This window comes from Yoonia sp. BS5-3, assembly GCF_038069655.2.
Taxonomy (GTDB): Bacteria; Pseudomonadota; Alphaproteobacteria; order Rhodobacterales; family Rhodobacteraceae; genus Yoonia; species Yoonia phaeophyticola.
Map to the genome: position 1 here is coordinate 2,482,169 of NZ_CP150951.2, position 22,860 is coordinate 2,505,028.

The 22,860-nt window shown below is 56.5% G+C and carries 20 protein-coding genes; 9 read left to right on the top strand and 11 right to left on the bottom strand.

The annotated features are described in order from the left end of the window. Positions 1–7 precede the first annotated feature (7 nt). Positions 8–739 (bottom strand): folate-binding protein, encoded by a 732-nt coding sequence (locus AABB29_RS12550; RefSeq protein ID WP_341366590.1) that lies wholly within the window; start codon positions 737–739, stop codon positions 8–10. Continuing rightward, positions 732–2,522 carry an ABC transporter ATP-binding protein gene (locus AABB29_RS12555; RefSeq protein WP_373636547.1) on the bottom strand — a complete coding sequence of 597 codons (1,791 nt, stop codon included), beginning with the start codon at positions 2,520–2,522 and terminating at the stop codon, positions 732–734. Before AABB29_RS12555 ends, AABB29_RS12550 begins: the two co-directional genes overlap by 8 nt. Before the next feature lie 129 nt (positions 2,523–2,651). Between AABB29_RS12555 and AABB29_RS12560 the strand changes: the two genes are divergently transcribed. After that, the gene (locus tag AABB29_RS12560; RefSeq protein ID WP_341366589.1) at positions 2,652–3,827 is read left to right on the top strand and encodes an aminotransferase class V-fold PLP-dependent enzyme; all 1,176 of its coding nucleotides are present in this window, start codon (positions 2,652–2,654) and stop codon (positions 3,825–3,827) included. 61 nt (positions 3,828–3,888) lie between these two features. Here the strand turns inward: AABB29_RS12560 and AABB29_RS12565 are convergent, their stop codons facing one another. The 4 genes from AABB29_RS12565 to AABB29_RS12580 form a co-directional block, all read right to left on the bottom strand. After that, on the bottom strand, positions 3,889–4,560 hold the full coding sequence (locus AABB29_RS12565) for a hypothetical protein (RefSeq protein WP_341366588.1): 672 nt from the start codon (positions 4,558–4,560) through the stop codon (positions 3,889–3,891). Further along, complete coding sequence (locus tag AABB29_RS12570) at positions 4,550–5,632, bottom strand: GSCFA domain-containing protein (RefSeq protein ID WP_373636548.1); 1,083 nt, start codon at positions 5,630–5,632, stop codon at positions 4,550–4,552. The genes AABB29_RS12565 and AABB29_RS12570 overlap by 11 nt, the downstream gene beginning before the upstream one ends. A 112-nt stretch (positions 5,633–5,744) precedes the next feature. After that, entirely contained in the window at positions 5,745–5,930 is a 186-nt protein-coding gene (locus AABB29_RS12575) for a hypothetical protein (RefSeq protein ID WP_341366587.1), read from the bottom strand. Between the two features lie 49 nt (positions 5,931–5,979). Continuing rightward, the gene (locus AABB29_RS12580; RefSeq protein WP_341366586.1) at positions 5,980–7,095 is read right to left on the bottom strand and encodes a pyridoxal phosphate-dependent aminotransferase; all 1,116 of its coding nucleotides are present in this window, start codon (positions 7,093–7,095) and stop codon (positions 5,980–5,982) included. A 102-nt stretch (positions 7,096–7,197) separates the two neighbouring features. Between AABB29_RS12580 and AABB29_RS12585 the strand changes: the two genes are divergently transcribed. From AABB29_RS12585 to AABB29_RS12595, 3 genes are all read left to right on the top strand, one after another. Continuing rightward, on the top strand, positions 7,198–7,356 hold the full coding sequence (locus AABB29_RS12585) for a Tat pathway signal protein (protein ID WP_341366585.1): 159 nt from the start codon (positions 7,198–7,200) through the stop codon (positions 7,354–7,356). A 376-nt stretch (positions 7,357–7,732) separates the two neighbouring features. Continuing rightward, the gene (locus tag AABB29_RS12590) at positions 7,733–8,944 is read left to right on the top strand and encodes a hypothetical protein (RefSeq protein WP_341366584.1); all 1,212 of its coding nucleotides are present in this window, start codon (positions 7,733–7,735) and stop codon (positions 8,942–8,944) included. 248 nt (positions 8,945–9,192) lie between these two features. Next, positions 9,193–9,666 (top strand): hypothetical protein, encoded by a 474-nt coding sequence (locus AABB29_RS12595; protein WP_373636549.1) that lies wholly within the window; start codon positions 9,193–9,195, stop codon positions 9,664–9,666. A gap of 191 nt (positions 9,667–9,857) precedes the next feature. Here the strand turns inward: AABB29_RS12595 and AABB29_RS12600 are convergent, their stop codons facing one another. Both AABB29_RS12600 and AABB29_RS12605 read right to left on the bottom strand, forming a co-directional pair. After that, a complete protein-coding gene (locus AABB29_RS12600) occupies positions 9,858–13,019 on the bottom strand; it encodes a valine--tRNA ligase (protein ID WP_341366582.1) in 3,162 nt (1,053 codons plus the stop codon). 156 nt (positions 13,020–13,175) lie between these two features. Next, positions 13,176–13,553 (bottom strand): hypothetical protein, encoded by a 378-nt coding sequence (locus AABB29_RS12605; protein ID WP_341366581.1) that lies wholly within the window; start codon positions 13,551–13,553, stop codon positions 13,176–13,178. A gap of 273 nt (positions 13,554–13,826) precedes the next feature. Between AABB29_RS12605 and AABB29_RS12610 the strand changes: the two genes are divergently transcribed. Genes AABB29_RS12610 through AABB29_RS12620 form a run of 3 tightly spaced genes read left to right on the top strand, consistent with a single transcriptional unit; the run spans position 13,827 to position 17,570 of the window. Further along, a complete protein-coding gene (locus AABB29_RS12610; protein ID WP_341366580.1) occupies positions 13,827–16,127 on the top strand; it encodes a xanthine dehydrogenase family protein molybdopterin-binding subunit in 2,301 nt (766 codons plus the stop codon). Further along, positions 16,114–17,190, top strand: a complete 1,077-nt coding sequence (locus AABB29_RS12615) for a DUF2235 domain-containing protein (protein ID WP_341366579.1) — start codon at positions 16,114–16,116, stop codon at positions 17,188–17,190. Before AABB29_RS12610 ends, AABB29_RS12615 begins: the two co-directional genes overlap by 14 nt. 5 nt (positions 17,191–17,195) lie before the next feature. Next, positions 17,196–17,570 (top strand): DUF4440 domain-containing protein, encoded by a 375-nt coding sequence (locus AABB29_RS12620; RefSeq protein WP_341366578.1) that lies wholly within the window; start codon positions 17,196–17,198, stop codon positions 17,568–17,570. On the opposite strand, the gene AABB29_RS12625 is transcribed toward AABB29_RS12620, so the two are convergent. Continuing rightward, a complete protein-coding gene (locus AABB29_RS12625) occupies positions 17,567–18,052 on the bottom strand; it encodes a PaaI family thioesterase (protein ID WP_341366577.1) in 486 nt (161 codons plus the stop codon). The genes AABB29_RS12620 and AABB29_RS12625 overlap by 4 nt on opposite strands. A gap of 40 nt (positions 18,053–18,092) precedes the next feature. Continuing rightward, complete coding sequence (metF, locus tag AABB29_RS12630; protein WP_341366576.1) at positions 18,093–18,959, bottom strand: methylenetetrahydrofolate reductase [NAD(P)H]; 867 nt, start codon at positions 18,957–18,959, stop codon at positions 18,093–18,095. A 93-nt stretch (positions 18,960–19,052) separates the two neighbouring features. Here metF and AABB29_RS12635 point away from each other — a divergent pair, with 93 nt between their 5' ends. Continuing rightward, the gene (locus AABB29_RS12635) at positions 19,053–19,958 is read left to right on the top strand and encodes a LysR family transcriptional regulator (protein ID WP_341366575.1); all 906 of its coding nucleotides are present in this window, start codon (positions 19,053–19,055) and stop codon (positions 19,956–19,958) included. Here AABB29_RS12635 and AABB29_RS12640 read toward each other — a convergent pair. Next, positions 19,900–21,909, bottom strand: a complete 2,010-nt coding sequence (locus AABB29_RS12640; RefSeq protein WP_341366574.1) for an EAL domain-containing protein — start codon at positions 21,907–21,909, stop codon at positions 19,900–19,902. The two genes, AABB29_RS12635 and AABB29_RS12640, sit on opposite strands and share 59 nt — an antisense overlap. A 162-nt stretch (positions 21,910–22,071) precedes the next feature. Between AABB29_RS12640 and AABB29_RS12645 the strand changes: the two genes are divergently transcribed. Then, a complete protein-coding gene (locus tag AABB29_RS12645) occupies positions 22,072–22,860 on the top strand; it encodes an inositol monophosphatase family protein (protein ID WP_341366573.1) in 789 nt (262 codons plus the stop codon).

Sequence of the window (22,860 nt, forward strand, 5' to 3'; positions counted from 1 at the left end):
CCACCAACTACACCCGTCTGATCGTCGCAGCGCCCGCTTGCATATCCCCGGTTGCCCTGTCGAACCGCAAATGGGCCAGTCCTTTGTCCCCAGCGACGGTGTGTAAAGTTCCAGCCGCTTTGCCATTGGCTGTGATCGCATCGCCCGGCGATGCCGCGCCTTCGACGCTGACTTTGACCAGCCCTTTCTTTAGCTCTGTCTTATGTTTCATCCGCGCCACGATCTCTTGCCCGACAAAACATCCCTTTTTGAAATCGACGCCGCTGAGCGCCTCAAACCCGGCTTCGAGGATATAACTGTCGCCGGTCAGTTCGATGCCGGTTTCGGGGATCACAAGATCAACCCGCAGCCTGTCCCAATCGGTATCATCACTGATATCTTCCGCACCATAGGCCCGCCAGCCCAGATCGGGGTGCCGCGGATCACGATAGGCCCCCTCTGGCATCGGGCAGGTCCCGCGTGAGACGATCATCTGGGTTTCTGCGATACTGACATCGGCCCGCAACCGGTACATCGTCAACCGCTGCGCCAGTGTGGCTGCGTGGCTGCTGGCCACGTCAATCAACAGTTCCGTATCCCGGCCCAAGACAAAGAAATCGGCGATAAATTTGCCCTGCGGTGTCAGCAAGGCGGTATAGATGATCCCATCCGCTGCCCGGTCGATATTATTGGTCACCAGCCCTTGCAGGAATGAGACCCGGTCGCCCCCTCGAAGAGCGAAGACGCTTCTGTCAGTCATTGCTGTCCTCCTCATTCCGTTTGAACTGCATGTTATAGAGATCGGCATAGATGCCGCCCCGTTCAAGAAGCGCGTCATGCGTACCTTGATCGATGACTTGCCCCTGATCCATCACAACGATGCTGTCTGCATTGCGAATGGTTGAGAGCCTATGCGCAATGACCAGCGTTGTCCGCCCTTCGGACAGCTGTTCCAGCGCCGATTGCACGATGGCTTCTGATTTGGTGTCCAGCGCGCTGGTGGCTTCGTCCAGCAGCAGGATGGGCGTGTCGCGTAACAGTGCCCGTCCGATGGCCACCCGTTGCCGCTGCCCGCCTGACAGGTTTGACCCGCGCGGCCCCGCCAGCCCATCAAGCCCCCCCGAAAGCTTGGGGAGAAAATCGCTGATATGCGCCGCATCAAGCACCGGCTGCAATGCGGTCTCATCCAGATCGGTCCGGCCCAGCACGATGTTATCGCGCACCGTTTCATCAAAGAGCGCCGCATCTTGCGACACCACCGAAAAGAGACCGCGCAGCTCTGCCAGGTTGAGCGTGTCGATTGCCAGATCGTTGATCTTGACAAGGCCGCTATGCGGTTCAACCAGCCGGGTCAGCACGTTGAAAACGGTGCTTTTCCCGGCCCCCGATGCGCCAACCAACGCTGTGGTTTTCCCCGCCTTTGCCACAAAGCTGGCCCCGTTGAGCACAGGCAGGTCGCCATAGTTCATATGCACGTCTTGCAAGGTTATTTCAGGCGCGCCCTTGGGGGCTGGCTTGGGTTGGGCTGGCGAGGTGATCGTCGGTTTGAGGTTCAGCACATATTGCAAACGCTCCACGCTGGCGGCGGCCATCTGCCATTGCCCGCTCATCGCGCCAAGCCTGCGTAGCGGATCAAAGGCAAGCCCCATCGCGGTAAAAAACGCCATGAATTCGCCATCGGTCTTGTCGCCAGCGATAATCTCGGAGCCGCCATAGATCAGCACACCCAGAAAGCCGATCCCTGTCATGATGTCGATCAACGCGGGCACGGCGGCTTGACCGGTGGCTGTCTTTACATTGGCGTCGATCCCTTCATCGATCAGGGCGTCATAGCGTTGTGCCTGATACTCTTCCAGGGCGTTGAGTTTGATCGGGTTGATCCCGTGAAAGACTTCATCCAGCCGTGTTGAAATCCGCCCGGCGATCTCGCGCGCGTTGCGCGCCCGGCGCCGGATATAGGCCTGCACCAGCAGTGATGGCAGCACCAAAAGCGGAATGCCCACAATGGCCAGCAGTGTCCAGCGCCAGTCGATCCAAAGGGCCACGCCCATCAAGCCAACAAGCGAGACTAGATCGCGCCCAAGCGCGGTGACGATGCTGCTCCAGACTGAATTGATTGAGCTGACATCGCCCTGCACCCGCTCAATCAGCTGCCCTGGCGGATTGGTCTGGTAAAAGGCACTGTCCAGCCCCATCAGATGCCGCAGCAGCGTGCGTCGCATCGCCCCGGCGGCCCGTTCCTTGACCAAGGTCATCAGGATTTTCTGCCCTGATGACGTGATCGCCCGCAGGATAAAGATCACCATGATCCCAAGGCCCACCCAGTAAAGCGCGGATGTGTTTCCGGCGTTGAACACGTCGTCAAACATCGGTTGCACCATCCGGCTAAGCAGCGCCAGGGTGGATCCTTCGATGGCCATCAGCAACATCGCAAAGATCAGTAACTTCTTGTGATGCCGCAGATAATCCTTCCACAGCCACCAAAACAGCGTGAAGGCAGATTGCGTGCTTTCTTGTCCAGGTTTTGGGGTAGGGGGTGCCATGCTGCGCCTTTTGCGTCGGGTCCCAATTTGTCTAATCGCAAATGGGGGGAAGGGCAAGTTGGCGGTGCTTGACCCCGGCTTTTCCCGCGTTAATGTCCGGCTAAGTCTCTAGCCGAAAGCCCCCCAAACATGTCCCTTTCAAACGGTCGCGCCTATCTTGCTATTCCTGGTCCTTCGGTCATGCCAGATGCGGTTTTGCAGGCCATGCACCGCCCATCGCCCAATATTTATGAAGGCGAATTGCATGATCTGACCGCCAGTTTGATCCCGGATCTGAAATCCGTTGCGATGACCGATCAGAATGTCGCTATTTACATCGGCAATGGCCATGCCGCGTGGGAGGCCGCATTGGCCAATGTGCTCTCACGTGGCGATACGGTGCTTGTGTTGGTCACGGGGCTTTTCGGAAATGGCTGGGGTGCGATCGCTGCCGGTTTGGGGGTGCAGATCGAAACCATCGACTTTGGCGCCCAATCCCCGATTGACCCGGATCGTGTTGCTGCACACTTGGCCGCTGACACCGAAGGGCGTATCAAGGCCGTGCTGGCCGTGCATGTCGATACGTCAACCAGTGTCAAAAGCGATATTGCCGCTTTGCGCGCCGCGATGGACAAGGTCGGGCATCCGGCGCTTTTGATGGCCGATTGCATCGCCTCGCTGGGCTGCGACCGCTTTGAAATGGATGCCTGGGGCGTCGATGTGATGGTCTCGGGCTGCCAGAAAGGGTTGATGACCCCGGCGGGGATCAGCTTTGTCTGGTTCAACGCCAAGGCCGATGCTGCCTGGGGGGATTGTGTGACCAATTATTGGGATTGGCGCCCGCGTATCGATCCGGCGGTTTATTATCAGTATTTTGCCGGTACAGCGCCGACCCATCATCTTTATGGTCTGCGCGCCGCCCTGGATTTGATCAAGGATGAGGGGTTGGATGAGGTCTTTGCCCGCCATGCCCAGCTGGCGCGCGCTGTGTGGGCGGCCTGCGACAGATGGGGCGCGGATGGGCCACTATCCCTGAATGTGGCTGACCCTGACAGCCGGTCTCATGCGGTGACATCGGTTGGTATTGGATCGCCCTTGGGAGATACGTTGCGCCGCTGGTGCGAGAGCAAATGCGGGTTGACCCTGGGCATCGGACTGGGCCGCGATCCGGCTGATGGCTATTTCCGCATTGGCCATATGGGCCATGTGAACGGCCATATGATCATGGGGGCGCTTGGCACGATAGATGCGGGGCTGAAAGCGCTGGCTATTCCGCACGGATCGGGCGCACTTGAGGCGGCATCGCAGGTGATTGCGGAAGGGTGAGCGGCACCCTCCTAACCGGGTGTTGCCAAGCCGTGGGTCCTTGTTGCGTTTGGCTCAGGGGTTAGGTGCTGAGAAATCCTTTTTGCTTCAATAACCTAACAACCTGGGCGCCGTATTCAGCATTCGCGTGCACGCCATCCTTTGCGATAAATTTATCGCCGAGGATACCATCGGGTTGGGCAAGATCCTCTACCGGGTCATACAACGATATGCCGCGTGTGTGGAATTGATCGACGATGTGCGCGCGAAACGCTGCATAATTGGCCCGACGAAACGTAACAGGTGACGGGATAACCATAAATCGGCCGTATTGATGCATCTTCTTTGCAATTTCAAAATGCTTTCGCCGATAAGTCTGTACGTATTCATGCAAGAATGCATCTGACGTAAATTTGGCGTCTGCTTTTTCCTCAAATTCTTCCGGCAAGGCGCGGTGTCCGTACCAGCCGAAAGGTGGGACCAATTGACCCAAGTGGAACCCGATTGTCGAGATCGTTGGAATAGCTCTCAACGAAAGGTCCTTTTGCTTTAACTCTTCATGGAGTTCCCGCATTTGTCTTTGTGGCGCTTTCGACCGCGTTGGCTGAAAGCCATTACGGGTAAAACGGAATTTCCCCCTGTGCCACAGAGCACCTGAATACGTGACCGTACGCACCTCAAGCCCCAGCTGAGCAGCGCCATTGGCGATCGCGCGGCCATGGCTGTCGCTGATCACGACCAAGTCAATTGTCATTGAATTTTTCCAAGAGAATTTCTTCACATACAAGATCTTCAGCCGCCATTTCGGCGAGGGACTGCTCTTCGACATCCGCGGTCGGTATGCCTCCGGCTTGTCGCGCAACATTTGAAAAGCTTAGTCCACCGAAGAAATGAGACATGACATATTCGACCCCTTGGGGTGCCACCGAACGCATGTCTGGTTCGAAAAACGCAGCGCGTGATGGCGGAGAGGCGATGATTTCGTAACTGGGAAAATAGTCGATATGGGCGTGTTCTTGTGCAAGGTCTCCTGCAACGGCCCGTAAGACTGATTTTGAATATTGCGTGGCCACTAAAACATGCCCACCCGAGGCTGTCGCAACCAACGGTACAGGGGAGACCGTCAAGAGGATGTGAATATCCGGGTTGATCGTCTTTAAGATATCAAAAGCGGTCACCAAATCAGCGTGGATTTCCGGGTAGGTGTAATTCTTGAACGCATGAACCTCCGGGTCAAATGCACCGACTGAAGTTCCCGGACAAAGGGTGTAGGCCTGGCCGGTTTGCTTATTGACCCATCCTTCCGTCAGCCCCAGCGTGAAGACGAAAACGTCAGCCTCTTTGATCGACCGTAAGAAGGCGCGCTGCGTTGATTGCAGCGATAGGCGCGTTGATGCATCGTCTTTGCACCCCGACGGTTCAATGCCTGGTCTAAGCATATCATGAACGCGGCCGTCCTTGTCCGTCCATAACTCAACCGTGTCTATTGATTCAATTTCAGCGGCAAGCCGCGCCCAGGTCAGCATTTGCGCTGCCGTGTAAATGTTTCCTGTGCGCGATGAGAAGATACCGTAGTTATATTTCTTGGCAATTGCTGTTGGTGTCCGCCCAGGTGCGGCTTCTGCATTGATCCAATTCATTTTCCGGGCAACCAGTGCACGGCTGATATGCTGGGCAAAACACGATCCATATGTCGCAAAGGTCGCATTCTTGGGCAGCGTCCATGGTGATTTCCAAAGGTCTGTCAGCCCAAAGATACCCGCTTCTGCCACGCTGTTTCGCCAGAATGCGGCAGGCGGCATTTTGCTATAGGGCGAGGCATTCATTGATTGATCCTTTGCGCGCGTGATCGTCGTGTTTCAATCGACTGTATGCAAGAATTCCGAACCATAGAAGCGCATAATCGACCAAAAATGGGATCGCCGAGAACGTTTGGTATTAGCTTCGTCGCAGGCGGCCAATCCATTTGAAGCACAGGTCAATCCCGTAGGCCGTGATCGCCACCCAAAGATATCCAAGCGCCGCTGCGATCATCCAGAACACCATGAACAAGAACACCCCGAGTGTGGTCAAAAACGCATCGGTGTAGTCTTCGACAGCATTGATCGGCGGGCGGTGGGACATGGCAGCTTCCTTGGTTGGTTGCTGAACCTTAGCAAGCCATCCCTGAAAATCATCCTAAATTATCGTGTGCCGCCTGCAATGCGCCGGGCAAGGCTGCGGCAAAGATATCCATTTGCGCAGCCGTCCCGCAGCTGATCCGGATGCAGCGGTTCTGCGGCGCCACAAATGGCATCCGTACAAACACCCCGGCCGTAATCAGATTGGCCAACACACGGCTTGCAAAATCACCGTTTCGCCCACAATCAATCGCGACAAAATTGGTCGCTGAGGGCAGGGTTTGCAGCCCGTTTTCTGCCGCGATTTGGATAATCCGTTCCCGCGATTTGCTGACCTCTTCACGGATATGCCCAAGCCAGCCATCATCACGAAGCGCGGCAAGCGCCCCCGCCTGGCTGATCCGTGACATCCCAAAATGATTGCGCACTTTGTTAAAGCCTTGGATGATGTCGGGCGCGCCAATCGCATAGCCAACCCGTGCCCCGGCCATCCCATGTGCCTTGGAGAATGTCCGCATCCGGATCACATTGTCTGCGCTGGTGTTGATGGCGGGTGCTGTCCCTTCGGGGGCCAGTTCGATGTAGGCTTCATCGAGTACCAGCAGGCAGCCCGCTGGCACCGCGTCGATCATCTGCTGCATGCGCGCCGCGTTGTGCCATGTGCCCATCGGGTTGTCGGGGTTGGCGATGTAGATCAGTTTTGCGCCGACTTCCCGTGCTTTGGCGATCAATGCGTCGGGGTCTTCATGGTCGTTCTTGTAGGGCACCGTGTGCAGCGTGCCGCCGAAGCCTGCGACGTGGTAGTTGAAGGTCGGGTAGGCCCCGGCAGAGGTCACAACCGCGTCGCCTGCCGTCACGTAGAGCCGCACGAGCACCCCAAGCAGCGTGTCGATTCCTTCGCCGATCATGATGTTTTCGGGGGCGATTTGGTGATGTGCTGCAAGGGCCTGCCGCAGATCGTGGCTTTCGGGGTCGCCGTACATCCAGACCTCGGAGGCGGCTTTTTGCATGGCGGCGATAGCTTTGGGGGAGGGGCCGAAGGTGCTTTCATTGGCCCCCAGTCGCGCCTTGAATGGGAAGCCTTGGGCGCGTTCCTGCGCCTCGGGCCCCACAAAAGGGACGGATGCGGGAAGCGATTGGGCGAGCGGTGTAAGAGCAACTTTGGTCATGCGCCTAGATAGGCCGGGTCTTGAATGCAGCGCAACCGTGCCTATATGAGAATCGTTCGCAACAAAGCGGTTGCCCGTCGGTCGGCCGCGCAGGAGGTCCCGGTGAAGGTAAGCAGACGTGGGTTTTTAGTGAGTTCCGGGGCCGCTGTTGCGCTACGCGCTGTGCCGCAGGTGGCCAAGCCGGGTGGGCGTCGGATTTTGACGCTGGTCTATGACAAAGGGCTTGGCATGATGCGGGCGGTTGAGCGGGTTGTGCGGTGACATTGCCGTTCGATCTGTGAAACAAACCGTAAAGTCATGATAAATGGGTTCTTGAATTGCGAACCGGCGTGTTTCGGTTAAGGTTAGAATACGGGATATCGTCCTGTACGCATTTGGTACAAGAGCCATAAAGATGGCGGATGAAGAACACGCGCATTTTGGCTTAAATTATAGACCTATTTCAGACCCTTACTGGAGATGATCTGACTTGGAAAATGTTGGATGGTGTTTTGGGGGCGCTGATTTCGGGGGCCGAACGACACGCATCAGGAGTGTTGGCAAGGCGTTGACATCCAGTTTTCTACGCAGAGCTCATTCACCTATGACCAACTTCAGAGACCTTGTTTTTTGTCTGTTGTCCGCACTGATAGTTTCCGTGGCTGCTGCTTCTGCTCAGCAGATCAATCCAACACTGGATGACTGTGTTCGGGCCAACAACAGCCTTGATGAGCAAATTTGGGCGTGCCAAGACTTTCTCGAGACAGGTGCTGCTACTACAACCCAAGTTGCGTATCTTGCACCGATCATCGCTACGTTGCGCGGTGAAGTAGGCGACTTCGCCCGGGCCGTTGAGATTGACGATGAAGCAGGGCTAGAGTTGTTGCTGACTATGGGTGAGGCACAGGTTCAAGCTGAGCGCTATGGACGCGCCATAGCATTTTTTCAGGCGGCTGAAACGCATTTTGAAGATTCTAAGGATGCAGTTTTAAGGCGGTACAGCTTTTTGGATCAGCTTCGCCAGAAATTCGCTGACCAACCGCAGAAACTGCTGAGCATAGTAGAGATCGGACTTCGATACGAAGTTGATGATCCTGCACTAAATGATCTTCAAGCTCTCAATTATGTCAGATTGAATAACGCCGAGATGGCAATCATGCATTTGGATATCGCTGTTGATGCCGTGGAATACCCTCAGGCGCAACAGATCCGAAGGGCGCAAGCTTACAGACTATTGGAAAGGCCGGAGGACGCTTTAGCCGATGTTTTGGACGTTTTCGCGTATCTCCATCCAAACAGTCATTACGTTCATGGTATTGAACATACATTGCCGCATGGCTCGGACTTTGCGGTGTCTCGGTACTTGGAGATGGTGAATGATATCCCGCCTGTGTGGGAGCAGGCCTTCAATATGCTAGTTGAAATTGCTTGGGAACTTGACAAGCCAGACGTCGTGCTTGCGGCTACGGCGACATGGCTGGAGCAGCGTCCTGATAGTGTGTTTGGCTTATTGGAAAGAGCCAAAGCGTTGGCCGTTTTTGATCGCGATGCCGAAGCGCGCACCCTACTTGATATGGCGCTTGAGCACGCGTTTGAGGCTGACGGTGGGATAGTTGGAGGCCGAAGTCGTATTGTACTATGGGCGCGCGGCCGCTTGTCAATTAAGCAAAAAGACACTGATCTTGCGATGGCCGATTTTGATGCATTTTTTGTTTCGATGAATGATGACCGTGCAGAAGATATAGAGAAACTCCAGCATCTACTTACAAATCTGGGCGCGTTTGATGGTGAGATAAGCGGGGTATTTGATCAAGAGACCAGAGGTGCGCTGCGACACTGTATCGAAATGAGAATGTGTAATGGGCTTTAGCTGTAGCATGTTGATAAATTGCACACCCAAAGCCGGATGTATGTTGTCTTGATGAAACCGTGATAGCTTTTGGCACTGGCCGTGTTTCTGGCCGCCAAGGCGTTGGATTCTTCATTCAAGCGCGCGGGCATTTCAGGACTTGGCCTCTTGATCTTGCAGCAGGTCTCCTTCCATTTGCAATCGGCGCTGTAGGTATTACAGATATTGACAAACCCGCCTCTATTTTTCGACGGAGAGTCTGTCCTAACATGATTAACTTTCGCCTTGCTTCATACCTGCGAATTCTGCTCGCCGCACATGTTTTCGGGTTGGGAGGCGCTTTGTCTGCGTTTGCAGAGGAATGCCCCGAGATCTGGGGACCCTACGAGGCCATGATAACGGAGCGTGTTCCAGAGGCATACCGCAAAACGATGCTGTTCGCCGACCCGCAACGCAATCTGTTCAACTGTATCTCGGCTGACGTCGGTGAGGATGCATTTGCAGATTTGGCACAATATATGCGATACGTACCGCTCGATTTTCCCGCTGAAAGGGCTCAAATACGCATTGAGGGATCGCTACTATTGCCGCATGCGGTTTGCAGTATTGGTGACGTCCAGTTTTTTGGACATCGTTATTTCTTAGTTGTGCTTCCAGTGCGTTCAGAGTTTTTGGAAACAGACTATTGCCGTGTACGGATCGATGCGGTGATTGATAACTTCGAAAATTGGGTTGTGAATTAGATGCCTCGAAACGCGAGTTTCCATTCAGATTTGAGTATTCGTGTAATGGGCCTTTGGGAAACGCCGCATTGCTGTGCCACAAAAACAGACCAATTCAGTCGCCCGGCTTGGACATGATGGGGCTTTTATCAGCTTTATCCCCGATCCGCTGATGCGGCTTGCGCGTCCACATCGGACGCGCACCGCTGTTTCTATCCAAGTTCTTGCAGCCGTGCCATCGCGGCCTTGATTTCGGCCTCTTCCCCTTCGCGCAAGCGCAGGTTTTTCTTGGCTTCCGCCACGACCTCATCCGGTGCGGAGGCAGCGAATTTGGGGTTGTTCAGCCGTCCGCGCAGGCCGCCCAGTTCTTTGCCCAGTTTTTGGAGTGTCTTTTCAAGCCGTGCGATCTCGGATGCGACGTCGATCAACCCTTCCAGTGGGATGCCGAAGGTGCCGCCGTCCATGGGGATCGTCACGCAGCCTTTGGGGAAGGCGTCGACGTGTTCGAGGCTTTCGATCCGGGCGAGCCGCTGGATCAGCACATGGTTATTGTCCCAAGCCGATTGCCCTTTGGCGTCCAGCCCGGTGACCAGCAGCGGCACTTTCGCCCCGGCGGGCACGTGCACCTGCGCGCGGGCGGAGCGCACGTTGTCGATCAGCCCGATCACCCAGTTCATTTCGCGGTCAGCATCAGCATCGACCATCTCGGCCCCATAGGTGGGCCAATCGGCGTGCACCAGCATTTTGGCGCGGCTGCCCGCGAGCCCCCAAAGCTCTTCTGTGATGAAGGGCATGATCGGGTGCAGCAAGATCAGGCATTGGTCCAGCACCCAGCGCAGGGTTTGTTCGGTTTCCAGTTTTGCGGCGGCGTCTTCGCCTTGCAGGATCGGTTTGGAGAATTCCAGATACCAGTCACAGACCTTGCCCCATGTGAAGGCATAAAGCGCGTCGGCGGCGTCGTTGAACCGGTAGGCTTCGAGGGCTGCATCGACAACCTCGCGCACCTTGCCGACCTCGCCGATGATCCATTTGTTTAGTGTTTGTGTGGCTTCCGGTTTGGCCGGGTCGCCGGGGTAGGGGATGGCGTAGTGGTCGGCGAAGCTGAAGGCGTTCCACAGCTTTGTTGTGAAATTTCGGTAGCCTTTGATCCGGTCCTCAGAAATTTTCAGCACGCCGCCCAAGGCCGCCATTTGCGCGTTGGAGAAACGCAGCGCGTCGGCCCCGTAGGCGTCGATCATATCCAGCGGGTCGATGACGTTGCCGGTGGTTTTGGACATTTTCTTGCCCTGCGCGTCCCGGACCAGCTGGTGCAGATAGACCGTGTGGAAGGGGATGTCGTCCATCACCGCCTCGGACATCATCATCATCCGGGCGACCCAGAAGAACAGGATGTCCTGGCCGGTGACAAGCACGTCGCCAGGGAAGTATTTGGCCAGCTCATCGGTTTGTTCGGGCCAGCCGAGCGTGCCGAAAGGCCAGAGGCCGGAGGAGAACCATGTGTCGAGGACGTCGGGGTCGCGCCACATTGGAGCAAATAAGCCGGGCTTGAGAGCATACTCGGGGACGTTAATGAGAGGCCACTCGCCGGGATCGCTTTCTAGTTCGACTAGTTCGTCAGGAAGATAGCCGGCCCGATCCATCCAAACCTTGGAGATTGCCTCTTTCGCTTCGTCAATGCTAGCGGCGCAAATTTCCATCGTGAGAATACCGCCTGGAGTATACTTGCCGCCCGCAGCCTCTTCATCAGGGCGGTTGGCGTCCAAAAAATCCTTTGCCCTTTGCCGAGAAATATTTCCACCAACGCTGACCTGGTGCGTCCCGACTGTACCATCTCGGTGCGGAACCATCGCTGTCCAAACCGGGATCTGGTGACCCCACCAGAGTTGACGCGAGATGCACCATGGCTCGATGTTCTCCAGCCAGTGATAGTACACTTTTTCGCCGCTTTCCGGCATGATCTTTGTCCGGCCTTCCTTGACCGCGTCCAGCGCGGGGCCGACGACCTTTCCGGCGTCTACGAACCATTGGTCGGTCAGTGCAGGCTCGATCACGACCTTAGAGCGGTCGCCGAAGGGCTGCATGATTTTTTTGTTTTCGACGAAGGGGATGAATTCCGGTTCGTCGGGTTGGTCTTCGCGTGGGTTGTCACCCACCCTACGGGGGTTGGGGATCATCACCGCGTTACCTTCGGCCGTGATGTCTGCGATCACCTTTTTGCGCGCTTCGAACCGGTCCAGCCCCCGGTATTCCTCGGGGACCATGTTCATAGCGGCGATCATATTCTCGTCGAAAGCCTGTTCACCGTTTGCGATGCGCTGGGCGGTGGCGGCTTCCTCGGCGTAGGACCTGCCGTCGGCCCGCATGTGCCCCTTGGTGTCCATCAGCGCATACATCGGGATGTTGCCGCGCTTGGCGACTTCGTAGTCGTTGAAATCATGCGCGCCGGTGATTTTCACCGCACCGGACCCGAAATCCATATCGGGGTAGGTGTCGGTGATGATGGGGATCAGGCGGCGCTGTTCTTTTGGCCCCACGGGGATTTCGCAGAGCTTACCGACGATGGGCGCATAGCGTTCGTCCTTGGGGTTCACGGCCACGGCCCCGTCGCCCAGCATGGTCTCTGGCCGGGTTGTGGCGATGGCGATATAGTCACGCGTTTCGCGCAGGGTCACGTTGCCGTCTTCGTCTTTCTCGACGTATTCGTAGGTTTCCCCACCGGCCAGCGGGTATTTGAAGTGCCACATGTGGCCGTCGACCTCGATATTTTCGACTTCGAGGTCGGAGATGGCGGTTTCAAAATGCGGGTCCCAGTTCACGAGGCGTTTGCCGCGATAGATCAGGCCTTTGTTGTACATGTCGACAAAGACTTTGAGCACGGCGTCATGGAAGTTGCCGGGCTTTTCACCCGCGGGCGCGCTTTCCGCCCCGGACATGGTGAAGGCGGACCGTTCCCAGTCCAGCGAATTGCCCAGACGCCGCCCTTGCTGCTCGATCATCCCGCCGTTGTCGGCTTTCCATTCCCAGACTTTTTCAAGGAATTTCTCACGGCCCAGGTCGGTGCGCTTGGGTTGCTGGGTTTCGGCCAGATGTTTTTCGACCATCAGCTGCACAGCAATGCCTGCGTGATCCAGCCCCGGCTGCCAGAGCGTGTCATAGCCTTGCATCCGTTTCCAGCGGGTCAGGATATCCATCAGCGTCTGGCTGAACGCGTGCCCCACATGCAGGTGGCCTGTGACGTTGGGGGGCGGCAGCATGATGGTGAAGGTTTCATCGCGCGTGGCGTTGGCCCCTGCGCGGAATGCTCCGGCCTCTTCCCACATCTTGTAGATGCGCGGTTCAGCTGTTTTTGCGTCAAATGTCTTTTCCATCGGCATGATGTGCAGGTCTCCTGGCAGTTGGACGTCAGATACCGGAGGCCGCGCCGAAGGAAAAGGGTTTGTGCGATGCATGATGCGCGCAGTGAAAAGGCCCGCTCGCGGATGCGGACGGGCCCTTTCTTCTTGGGAGGAGGGAAAACGTGAGTGGTGGTCTTATGATCGTGCGAGATGCCAATTGCCGCCAATGCCATCGCCGGTCGTCTCACCGGGCGCCCGGTCATTGATCCACAGATAAAGCGGCTGCCCTTCATAGGCCCATTGCTTGGATCCATCGTTGCGGGTGATGGTCGTAAATTTACCGGCCTCATCGGCGTTGGCAGGGGCCATGAGTGGTGGCCAGTTGGCTGCGCACCCGCCATTGCACGCCGATGAGGACGCGGTATCTGGATCGAATGTGTAAAGGCTCATGCCAGCCTGATCGACCAAGATTCCATTGACTTCCGAAACAGGCGCAGCGGCATGCCCACCTGCATAGGCCTCACAGGCGGATAAGCCGATGATGGCTGTAAGCGTGATGATCTGTTTTTTCATAATGATCTTCCTGAGATTTGTTGCTGTGCTGCCGGCCCATCCGTCAGTTGCAAGGGTTACGCCGGGGCGGGCGAAGTTATTCTCAGGCGGCGCGCATTATTTTGCGCGACTTGTGCTATGGCTTTGTTTTTCATGTGCTATTTTTTGAATTTGCGCTGAATAACGCAGCCTGGGGGATGCAGCGGTGCCATATCTGGGTGTTTATCATCCGATCCTGCTGGACACGGGCCGCGCCCCCGCTAGGCTTTCCCTTAAACGCGATGCGAGGTGCTTATGGAAAAGTTCGGCAAAAGCCAGTCTGTAACCCGGGTTGAGGACCTGCGCTTTTTGACGGGGCGCGGGCGCTATGTTGATGATATCGCGCCGGTTGGCGCGTTGCATGCCTATTTTCTGCGCGCATCGGTTGCGCATGGCCGGATCACAGCGCTTGATCTGGATGCCGCCAAAGCGATGCCCGGCGTCCATCTGGTTGTTTGCGCCGATGACTTGATCGCCGCTGACGTCAAGATCGCGATGGGTTGCACGACCGTGAAGAACCGCGACGGTAGCCGCGGTGCCGCTCCCGAACGGCCCATCCTCGCCCGCGATCACGTCCGCCATGTCGGCGAGGCGGTGGCGATGATTGTGGCTGATGATCTTTTGGTTGCCAAAGATGCGGCAGAGCTGATCACGCTCGAAATCGACGATTTGCCTGTCCATGTTGATCTGGCCATTGGCGGCCATGCAATACATGCCGATGCCCCTGAAAACCTGGCCTTTGATTGGGGCCTTGGCGACGAGGCAGCCACCCATGATGCCATTGCCACCGCCGCCCATGTCGTCAGATCCGAAGTGTTTGATAACCGCGTGATCGTTAACGCGATGGAGCCGCGTGGCTGTTTTGCCGAAACGGAGGACGGCCGTCTGCATCTGGCCTTCAACGGTCAGGGCGTTTGGGGTGCAAAAGATGATCTGGTGCATCATTTTGGGTTGGACCCTGCAGATGTGCGCGTGACCAATCCGGATGTCGGGGGCGGTTTTGGCATGAAGGGAATGCGCTATCCCGAACCGTTTTGCGTGGTCTTTGCTGCCCTGGCACTGGGCCGTCCGGTGCGTTGGATGTCAGAACGCACCGAGGCGATGCTGAGCGATAATGCAGGTCGTGATCTGACAACGACTGCGACGCTTGCCTTTGACGATGACTATCGCATTGTCGCCTATCATATTGATACGATTGCCAATATGGGCGCGTATAATTCGCAATTTGCGCAGGTCATTCAGACAGATCTATTCGCCAAAGTCCTAATGGGCACCTATGATGTGCAGACCGCGTATATGCGCACGCGCGGCATCTTTACCAATACCACACCAGTTGATGCTTATCGTGGGGCTGGGCGGCCAGAGGCGATTTTCATTCTTGAACGTATGATGGACGAGGCCGCGCGCACATTGGGTGTTGATCCCTGGCAGCTGCGGGAGAAGAATTTTATCGTGCCGGCTCAGTTTCCATATAAAACGGTCTCTGGTGTGACCTATGATGTGGGCGATTTCGCGCGCGTTCTGTCCCGGGTGGGTCAAGAAGCGGATCGCGATGGTTTTGCGGCCCGCAAGGCGGCATCGGCAGCGCAGGGAAAGCTGCGCGGGCAGGGGCTGTGTTATTACATTGAAAGTATCCTGGGCGATCCAGCTGAGACCACAAGCGTCGAATTCACCGAAGATGGCGCGCTGATTTACGTTGGCACGCAATCAAACGGGCAGGGGCATGAGACGGTCTATGCCCAGTTCCTGGCAGATCAAACGGGTATCCCCGCCGATCAGATCAAGGTGGTTCAAGGGGACAGCGACCGCATCGCAACGGGTGGCGGGACTGGCGGATCACGCTCGGTCACGGTGCAAAACACCGCGACATTGGCGACGGTGGATGTGATCGTGCAGGCGTTCAGCGCTTTCCTGGCCGAAACCGAAACGGTTGATCCGGCGGCTGTCAGCTTTGACGATGAACGGTTCCGCATCACCGGGTCAAACCTGACGCCATCCATGTTGGAGGTCGCTGAAATGGCCCGGAAGGCCGGGCGCGATGATCTTTTGCACCATTCGGCGCGGATCAAACTGGACAATCGCAGCTTTCCAAACGGGGCTCATGTTACAGAAATTGAGATCGATCCCGACACCGGTGCGCTGACCGTTGATCGCTATACGGTCGTTGATGATTTCGGCAATCTTATCAATCCGATGCTCGCCGAAGGGCAGGTGCATGGCGGGGTTGTGCAGGGGCTTGGCCAGGCGGTGACAGAGCATGCTGCCTTTGATGAAAACGGCCAATTGCTCACCGCAAGTTTTATGGACTACGGGATGCCGCGTGCCGATGATGTTCCCATGATTGGGTTCTCAACAGAATGCACGCCGTCGCTTTATAATCCCATGGGGATGAAGGGTTGCGGTGAGGCGGGCACGGTCGGCGCGCTGGCTGCAATAAGTAACGCGGTCATTGACGCATTGTGGGATGTCGGCGTGCGTGAGGTTGATATGCCTTTCACGCCGCACCGGATTTGGCAGGCCATTCAGACTGCGAAGGCACGCGATGCCGCTGCGTGACTGGCTATTAGGTCTTTTCGGGCGCCGCGCGCGGACCGAAGAAGGCGGGGGGCGCAAACGGGGCCCGGCCACGCATGTTGTCATTCTGGATGGAACGATGTCCTCGCTTGAGCCGGGGCGGGAAACCAATGCCGGGCTGACATTTAAGCTGCTGCGCGAGGTCGGGCGCAGCGCAAACCTGACTGTCTATTACGAGGCGGGCATCCAATGGCGCGACTGGCGCAGTACGTGGGATGTCATGACGGGAAAAGGGATCAACAGGCAGATCAAGCGTGCTTATGGTGTTTTGGCCTCGCGCTATCGGCCCGGGGACCAGATCGTTTTGATCGGCTATTCGCGGGGGGCTTATGCCGTTCGTTCCCTCGCAGGGGTCATTGATCTGGTTGGGCTGGTTCGGGCCGACTGCGCGACCGTGCGTGCCGTCCGCCAGGCCTATCGCCATTACAAAATCGGCGCGCGCGGCGCGACGGCGCAGGATTTTCGCGATATTTACTGCCACCCCGATGTCCAGATTGAGGCTGTGGCCGTTTGGGACACAGTCAAAGCGCTGGGGCTGCGCCTGCCGATTGCATGGCGCTGGGTCCAATCGCAGCATAATTTTCACAATCACAGTTTGGGCAGCCATATCCGCAATGGCTTTCATGCGGTGGCCGTCAATGAACGGCGCGAGGCGTATGCCCCCGTGATGTGGGATTGCCCGCCCGGATGGTCTGGGAACATGGAACAGGTTTGGTTTCGCGGCAATCATGCGGATGTTGGCGGTCAGGTTGGCGATTTTCCAGATGCGCGGCCTTTGTCGAATATCCCGCTTGTCTGGATGCTGGACCGGCTATCGGCCTGCGGTGTGCCCTTGCCCGATGACTGGCGGGGGCGTTTTCCGCAGGATGTGAACGCGCCCTCGATAGGGAATTGGCATGGCTGGGCCAAAATATTCTTGTCCCGCCGCAAGCGCATCATTGGACGGGACATGTCAGAGCGTTTGCATGACACAGTTGCTGATCTGGACAGCCCGAAAAGAGGATTTTCGTCTATCGTGGCCAGATTATCCTCGGCTGAGCAATGATATCCGTGTTGTCACCCGACGCATTGCTATCAACCCTCACAGATCTGGAAACAGGTGTTTGGCAGGCCTTGGTTGACGGGGATGCCGCAGCCGATGCGGCCAGCCTCGATGACGGTTTTCTGGGGGTCTATTGTGATGGTTTTGCGGGCAAATCCGATCATGTCCGTCAATTGGATGGTGGCCCCACGATCGTGTTTTTCTCTTTGTCGCAGCACCACGTGTTGCCGCTTGGAGATGCGCACACAGTGCTGTCCTATCGCGCTGATTTCACGCGTGTTGGCAGCGATGCGGCCGAAGCGATGTATGTCAGCTCAATTTGGAAGGTCAGCGGCCAGAGCTGGGTAAATGTTTTCAGCCAGGACACAGCTGTGATCCTTTAAGCGCTCGCAATCTGCATGATCAAACAGGTGGTTGATCCGGTGGCGTAAAGTTTGCCGTCGCTCGCCCCGCGGATTTCTCCATGCGCGACGCCGGTTGAGCGTCCAGCGTGGTCAATCACGCCGCTTGCCAGGATTTCGGTCCCCAAGGGGATCGCACGGGTCAGATTTACCTTATATTCCAATGTCGTATAGATGGCGCCCTTGGGTACCTTTGTCATCACCGCGCAGGCCATGCAACTGTCAAGCAACGTGCCGTACCAGCCGCCATGCACGCCGCTCAGCGGGTTGCTATGTACAAATTCCGGGGTGCCCCGAAAGACGACTTTGCCCGGCGCGACACTGTCCAATTGGTAATTGAGCAGGGCCGAGATGGGCGGCCGCGCGATTTCCCCGCGCAGCATGGCTTGCATGAATTCCAGCCCAGATAGTGACAAGACGGTTGCTTGATCTGGTAAATCAGCGGGGGATTTGGCGGTGAACATTGCAGGCTCCGGGGTAGGACGTTTCCCCGAAGCTGGCCGTTTAGGCGACGTTTTGCAACTGGCCTTTTGGCGTGATTCCAAAGGCATGGCAGACATCGCGGGTCAGCTCGGGGCGGTTGAGCGTGTAGAAATGCAGGTGATTCACGCCGCCTTGGATCAGTTCATCGCACAGCTCAGTCGCAAGCGCTGTGGCCAGCAATTCTTTGTTGCCATCGCGGTCTGCGTTGTCAAAGGCGTCGCGTATGATCTGCGGGATATGCGTGCCGCATTGTGCCGCGAATTTCTGTGTGCCCTTCCAGTTTTCGATGGGCAGGATGCCCGGAATAATCGGCGCATCGATCCCGGCTTTGACGCACGCATCGCGGAACCGGAAAAACGTGTCAGCCTCAAAGAAAAACTGTGTGATCGCCGAACTGGCGCCTGCATCGATCTTGCGCTTCAGGAACGCGATATCGGCGGCTTGGTCGGCAGCATCGGGGTGCTTTTCCGGGTAGGCGCCGACGCGGATGTTGAAATTCCCGGTGTCAGAAAGCGCTTCGATCAGCGCGACGGATGATTCAAAGCCCTCCGGATGCGGGGTGAATTTGCTGGCGCCTTTGGGGGCATCGCCGCGCAGGGCCACGATATCGCGCACACCTTCTTTGGCATAACCTTCTGCAATCTCAAGTGTTTCTGCCTTGGTCGCGTCAACGCATGTCAAATGCGCCGCAACTTTCAGGCCGCTGGTCCGGTGGATCGTGCCGACGGCCTCATGCGTCAGTTTGCGTGTCGTGCCGCCCGCACCATAGGTCACCGAGACAAAGCTGGGGTCAAGCGGCGCCAGCGTGTTCACGCAGTCCCAAAGCCGAAAAGATCCTTCCAGTGATTTGGGCGGGAAGAATTCGAATGAAATGGACGGTGTAGACATCAGCGGACCTCTCTCTTGCCAATGTCTTATCTCATCCCTATTGAGTTGAGGCAAATTCATAAACTTCAGCAAGGTCATGAGGGCCGCTCATATATGCATATTGAGTTTCGCCATCTACGCACGATCAAAGCCATCCATGATACCGGTGGTTTGGCCAAGGCTGCCGATCAGCTGAATATCACGCAGTCAGCTTTATCCCACCAAATCAAAGGGATAGAGGATCAGGCAGGGGTCGAACTTTTTGTGCGCCGCTCAAAGCCGCTGAAACTGTCAGCGGCGGGTATGAAAATGCTGGCCGCAGCAGAAGAGATTTTGCCCCGGGTTGCCGCCCTTGAGACTGAATTTTCAGGGTTGATCGCGGGCAGCGCTGGCCGGTTGCATATCGCCATTGAGTGCCATGCCTGTTTTGAGTGGCTTTTCCCGGTGCTTGAGCAGTTTCGCAAAGCCTGGCCCGAGGTCGATGTCGACATTCGCCCTGGTCTTGCCTTTGACGCACTGCCGGCGCTTCGCAAGGAAGAGGTCGATTTGGTCGTCACCTCGGACCCCGAGCCGTCACCGGACACTGATTACACGCCGCTTTTTGATTATGAACCCGTTTTTGTGGCCTCGTCGACGCATCCGCTGGCCCAAAAAGACTTTGTCGAGGCCGCTGATTTTCGCGGCGAGACCTTGATCACCTACCCGGTAGAACCCGCACGCCTTGATGTTTTTTCGCAGCTTTTGACGCCCGCCCGTATTGAACCGGCCGCTGTGCGTCAGGTGGAACTGACAGCCGTGATCCTGCTGCTGGTTGCGTCTAATCGCGGTGTTGCGGTGTTACCTGACTGGGTGGTCCGGCAGGTGCGCTATAATTCGGACTATGTGACCCGGCCCCTAACCGCTGATGGGATTACCCGGCGGCTTTATGCGGCGACCCGCAGCGATGAGACCAGCCTGCCATTCATGGCCCATTTGACGCGGCTTGCACGACAAGAGGCCGTGAAACTGCAACGTCATTGAACGCGCCATGTTGCCGCTGGTGATCGGCCGGATACCTGTAACCTTCGACTGTCAAACGCAGTTTTGTCTCAGAGATTGGTGCGGCCATGCCGTATAGATAACCTTGAACGATGCTGCACCCCATTTCGGTCAACATCTGTTCCTGCTGCGGGGTTTCGACCCCTTCTGCCACAACAACAACGCCAAGACCTTCCCCGATTGTCAGAAGCCCTTCAACAAGCACGTGCGCCGCAGGGTCAACGCCAAGATCACGTACAAAACCTGTATCGAGTTTGAGTTCATCGAATTCCAGATCTTTGAGATGCTGGAAAGACGCAAATCCGGTTCCAAAGTCATCAAGTGAAATCCGCACGCCCGCTTCTCTGAAATTGGCGATTGATCGTTGAATGATATCGCTGGATCGGGCGATAAAGATATCTTCGGTAATTTCGAATGTCAGATGTCGCCGCAAATGCGGGTAAAGGTCGATTTGCGCCAGAAGATCATTGTGACCTGAAACTGTCGCCAGTGTCGTCTCCGACACGTTGATTGAAACCTGACCCGGATCAAGCCCGTCGCGAACAAGATCATCTAGATCGCTGAGCACGCGTTCGGCGGTGTGCAGCGTGAATTCGCCCTGCAGCCCTAACTCATTGATTTGGGGAAGAAATGCGGCAGGCGAGAGGATGCCGCGTTCAGGATGTTGCCAGCGAGAAAGGGCCTCAAACCCGATGATCCGTTTGCTTTCCAGCGCGATTTTGGGTTGATAGAAGGGTACGATTTCGCCGTTGCGCATAGCGTCGACCAGAACCTTGCGGTCATCAAGGCTGGCCCGCACCGGGAATGCCGCTTTGTCAAAAATGACGGCGTCGTGATTTGCGTCATTCTTGGCCGAAAACATGGCCTGATCTGCGCCAGACATTAATGTCGCCAAATCGGCGGTGTCCGCGCCCTGGCGGGCGATCCCGATACTGGCACTGACCTGCAGCATTTTTTGTTCAAACGGAATAGGCCGGTCGATCACGGCAAGAAGGTATTCGCCAAAGTGTTTGGCTTGTTCGGAGGTCATAAAATCAGTCTTCACAACCGCAAACTCATCACCGCCAAGCCGCGCGACATGCCCATCTTTGCCGACAAGTTTGCGCAGCCTTTGCGCGATGGTGCAAAGCACCGCGTCCCCAGCGGAATGGCTGTAGCTGTCATTGATCGGCTTGAACCCGTCCAGATCCATTAAGAATACGGTCACGCCCAGCTTATCGGCATGTTGCCGCATGAGGCTTTCGACAATTTCATCAAAAGCCCGCCTGTTCATCAGATCGGTGAGCGCGTCGTATCGTGACAAACGCTCAAGCTCCATCAGGCGCAAATTGGCTTCCTCGCGGGCCCTTTCCAGGGCGCGGTTGGTGTCTTTCTGCCGGTTCATCGTATCGAATGTATTGACGATATAGACAACGCAAAGCGCTGCAACCACAGCCCATTCCAGATTGCTGGATTGATGGGCCGGGTTTGTGGAAAGGTTTTCAAACATCCAGAACGTCGTTCCGAATGCGGGCATCATTTGGGACCAGTTGTAGAATGGCAATTGCCCGAATGTGTTGCTGATATGGACCAAGATACCAAATATCCAAAGATATCCGGCCAAGATAAACGGCAGATTGTCACTGTTGGACAGGATGACCGAGAACGCCAAAAAAGGCAGCGTCGTTGCCCAATTCAGAGCAAAGACCGCCGTCGCCAGCATGACGCCAAGCGGTTTGTCAAATTGGCTGGCCCTTTTATTGAGTGGGTATGTCGTACACTCAATCGCGATCACGATGGCACCAGTGATCAACGCGGCCCGTTCAAACCCGGCCAGGTAGCAGACCATCACCATCATCATGGCTGTCGCGACCCGCTTGGCGACATCACGCCCCGAGATATGCCCGGCGATCTGCGTTTGATGCAAAAAATAGTTTAACTGACCACGATGCATTTGACTTTGGTATGCCTCCTGCAAAGGGTATGCTTTTTTCGTGGAAATAATCCGTTAAATCCCGACGTAGACTTTGCCTATGGTTAAGGAACACTTGCCCCTTGTTCCGCCGCCAGCTTGGGCCTATACGCCCGGCTTGACCCCCGCAAAAGGATCCTCGGCATGGCTGGCAGTGCAAATCTGAACGTGATGATGAAAACGGCGCGCAAGGCGGGCCGCGCGTTGCTGAAGGACTTTGGCGAGGTTGAGAACCTGCAGGTCAGCGCCAAAGGCCCCGGTGATTTCGTCAGCCGTGCTGACCGCACGGCCGAACAGACCATCCGCGAAGATCTGATGCATGCCCGCCCGACCTACGGGTTTCTGGGCGAAGAGGGTAAAGAGATTGACGGTGATGACCCGACCCGCCGCTGGATTGTCGATCCGCTTGATGGCACCACGAATTTCCTACACGGCCTGCCGCATTGGGCCGTTTCGATCGCGTTGGAACATAAGGGCCAGATTGTCGCTGGCGTTATCTATGACCCCGTAAAGGATGAGATGTTCTACGCCGAAAAAGGTGGTGGTTCCTGGCTCAACGAAGGCCGTTTGCGCGTTTCAAGCCGCAATCGCATGATCGAGTCCATCTTTGCGACGGGCCTGCCATTTGCGGGCCGTTCTGATTTGCCTGAAACGCTTCAGGATCTGGCCCGTATCTTGCCCGCCTGCGCAGGTGTGCGCCGTTTTGGGGCGGCGGCCTTGGATTTGGCCTATGTGGCCGCTGGCCGCTATGATGGCTTTTGGGAACGCCGTTTGAACATCTGGGATATTGCTGCAGGTATCATCATCCTGCGCGAGGCTGGCGGGATGATTGAGCCACTAAACCCTGAGGGCGATATCATGGATGACGGTGCGCTTATCTGCGCGAATGAGCCGATCTTTGACAGTTTCGCCAAGGTGATCCGCCAAAACTGA

What these genes read in the sequence shown, in the direction of transcription:
- AABB29_RS12560 (WP_341366589.1), top strand. Translation starts at nt 2,652, where the DNA reads ATGTCCCTTTCAAACGGTCGCGCCTATCTTGCTATTCCTGGTCCTTCG.
- AABB29_RS12600 (WP_341366582.1), bottom strand. Translation starts at nt 13,019, where the DNA reads ATGCCGATGGAAAAGACATTTGACGCAAAAACAGCTGAACCGCGCATC.
- AABB29_RS12580 (WP_341366586.1), bottom strand. Translation starts at nt 7,095, where the DNA reads ATGACCAAAGTTGCTCTTACACCGCTCGCCCAATCGCTTCCCGCATCC.
- AABB29_RS12575 (WP_341366587.1), bottom strand. Translation starts at nt 5,930, where the DNA reads ATGTCCCACCGCCCGCCGATCAATGCTGTCGAAGACTACACCGATGCG.
- AABB29_RS12565 (WP_341366588.1), bottom strand. Translation starts at nt 4,560, where the DNA reads ATGACAATTGACTTGGTCGTGATCAGCGACAGCCATGGCCGCGCGATC.
- AABB29_RS12635 (WP_341366575.1), top strand. Translation starts at nt 19,053, where the DNA reads ATGCATATTGAGTTTCGCCATCTACGCACGATCAAAGCCATCCATGAT.
- AABB29_RS12645 (WP_341366573.1), top strand. Translation starts at nt 22,072, where the DNA reads ATGGCTGGCAGTGCAAATCTGAACGTGATGATGAAAACGGCGCGCAAG.
- AABB29_RS12615 (WP_341366579.1), top strand. Translation starts at nt 16,114, where the DNA reads ATGCCGCTGCGTGACTGGCTATTAGGTCTTTTCGGGCGCCGCGCGCGG.
- AABB29_RS12610 (WP_341366580.1), top strand. Translation starts at nt 13,827, where the DNA reads ATGGAAAAGTTCGGCAAAAGCCAGTCTGTAACCCGGGTTGAGGACCTG.
- AABB29_RS12550 (WP_341366590.1), bottom strand. Translation starts at nt 739, where the DNA reads ATGACTGACAGAAGCGTCTTCGCTCTTCGAGGGGGCGACCGGGTCTCA.
- metF (WP_341366576.1), bottom strand. Translation starts at nt 18,959, where the DNA reads ATGTCTACACCGTCCATTTCATTCGAATTCTTCCCGCCCAAATCACTG.
- AABB29_RS12570 (WP_373636548.1), bottom strand. Translation starts at nt 5,632, where the DNA reads ATGAATGCCTCGCCCTATAGCAAAATGCCGCCTGCCGCATTCTGGCGA.
- AABB29_RS12595 (WP_373636549.1), top strand. Translation starts at nt 9,193, where the DNA reads ATGATTAACTTTCGCCTTGCTTCATACCTGCGAATTCTGCTCGCCGCA.
- AABB29_RS12605 (WP_341366581.1), bottom strand. Translation starts at nt 13,553, where the DNA reads ATGAAAAAACAGATCATCACGCTTACAGCCATCATCGGCTTATCCGCC.
- AABB29_RS12555 (WP_373636547.1), bottom strand. Translation starts at nt 2,522, where the DNA reads ATGGCACCCCCTACCCCAAAACCTGGACAAGAAAGCACGCAATCTGCC.
- AABB29_RS12625 (WP_341366577.1), bottom strand. Translation starts at nt 18,052, where the DNA reads ATGTTCACCGCCAAATCCCCCGCTGATTTACCAGATCAAGCAACCGTC.
- AABB29_RS12640 (WP_341366574.1), bottom strand. Translation starts at nt 21,909, where the DNA reads ATGCATCGTGGTCAGTTAAACTATTTTTTGCATCAAACGCAGATCGCC.